Here is a 1,323-nt window from a genome sequence, read left to right on the forward strand (position 1 = left end):
TGGGGTTGCCCGCAAATCGTGGACACGTAGTGGAGCTACCTAGTGGTTAGGCAGCTATTTCTTTGCTGCTGTTGATTGCACCGGCGTGGTTCTCGAAGTCGACGGGGCTGACCATCCCGAGTGCAGAGTGCCGACGCCGGCGGTTGTAGACGACTTCAATCCAGTAGGCAACAGCCTTACGCGCAGCATCACGGGTCGCCCAGCGCTTACGGTCATAGAATTCGGTCTTTAACGTCGACCAGAACGACTCGGACATCGCGTTATCGAAGCACACGCCCGTACGCCCCACAGATTGGGCAATGCCCAGGCTGCGGCAGACCTTCCAGAGCTTCTCACTGGTGAATTGCGTTCCGCGGTCAGCGTGAAACACCAGTCCATCAGGAACGTCACCGCGCAGCGTATGCGCCATCCGCAGGGCCCGTTCGACCAGGTATGTATCTTGAACACTATCCATAGCCCAGCCCAGTACCCTGCGGGAATGACCATCGCGGACCGCGCACAAGTACAACCAGCCTTCACCGGTGCGCAGGTAGGTAATATCTGACATCCATACTCGGTTGAGCTGACCAGTATCAAACATGCGCTTGACCAGGTCGGGAAGAGTTGACTTACGCTTGGCTTGGATTGTAGTCACTGGGACAAAGGCACGCGGTGAAATCCCTTCAATGCCCAAAATGCGCATCCGCTTAGCCACAGTCTTGCGATTCAAGGTGATCTGGTAGCGCTCGGTAAGTTCTGCGGTGATCCGCGGAGCACCATAAACCTCATCGGAGTCTTTCCAAATCTGATGAATCTTACGGTCAACGCCATCGTAAAATGCAACACGATCATCTTCGCCAGATAGCCGTTTCTGCTGCGCATGGGCCCATTTGTAATATCCAGACCGAGATACTTTTAATAGTCGTGCCATGCGCTTGATGCTGTAGTTCGCCTTCTCTCGCTGCATTAATTCGAACTTTTCTGCTCGCGTTGCTTTGCGGCGAAGAAGGCTGTCGCTTTTGACAAAAACTCATTATCCATCTTGGCCTCCGCCAGCTCACGGCGCAGACGAGCATTCTCAGCACGAAGATCAGACTCACTCATCCCATCTGATGCTCCTCGGCGTTCACGCTCGAGTTTGACCCACCGGCCTAAAAGCCCGGCGGAAACACCGATCTCCTTAGCCACATGAGCGATCGGGCGCTGCGACTCGATTACCAGGTTCGCGGCCTCACGCCGGTACTCCGGCGTGTACTTCTTGCGCTGTTGACTCACAATGAACATCCTCTCCTACGGACACAAGATCCGTACAAATAGGGTGTCCACTAAACGAGGGTAACCTCA

Annotated in this window: 1 protein-coding gene; it reads right to left on the bottom strand. The window is 54.8% G+C overall.

Features of this window, described 5'->3' with window-relative positions:
- Positions 1-46 precede the first annotated feature (46 nt).
- Positions 47-1,263 (bottom strand): IS3 family transposase gene (locus tag NQ018_RS11235; RefSeq protein WP_257061016.1). Its coding sequence is split into 2 segments (ribosomal slippage): positions 47-1,002 and positions 1,002-1,263, totalling 1,218 coding nucleotides; the frame shifts between segments, so codons are not numbered across the junction.
- Positions 1,264-1,323 lie beyond the last annotated feature (60 nt).

Origin of the sequence: Corynebacterium kozikiae (assembly GCF_024580965.1) — a bacterium.
Classification (GTDB): Bacteria; Actinomycetota; Actinomycetes; order Mycobacteriales; family Mycobacteriaceae; genus Corynebacterium; species Corynebacterium kozikiae.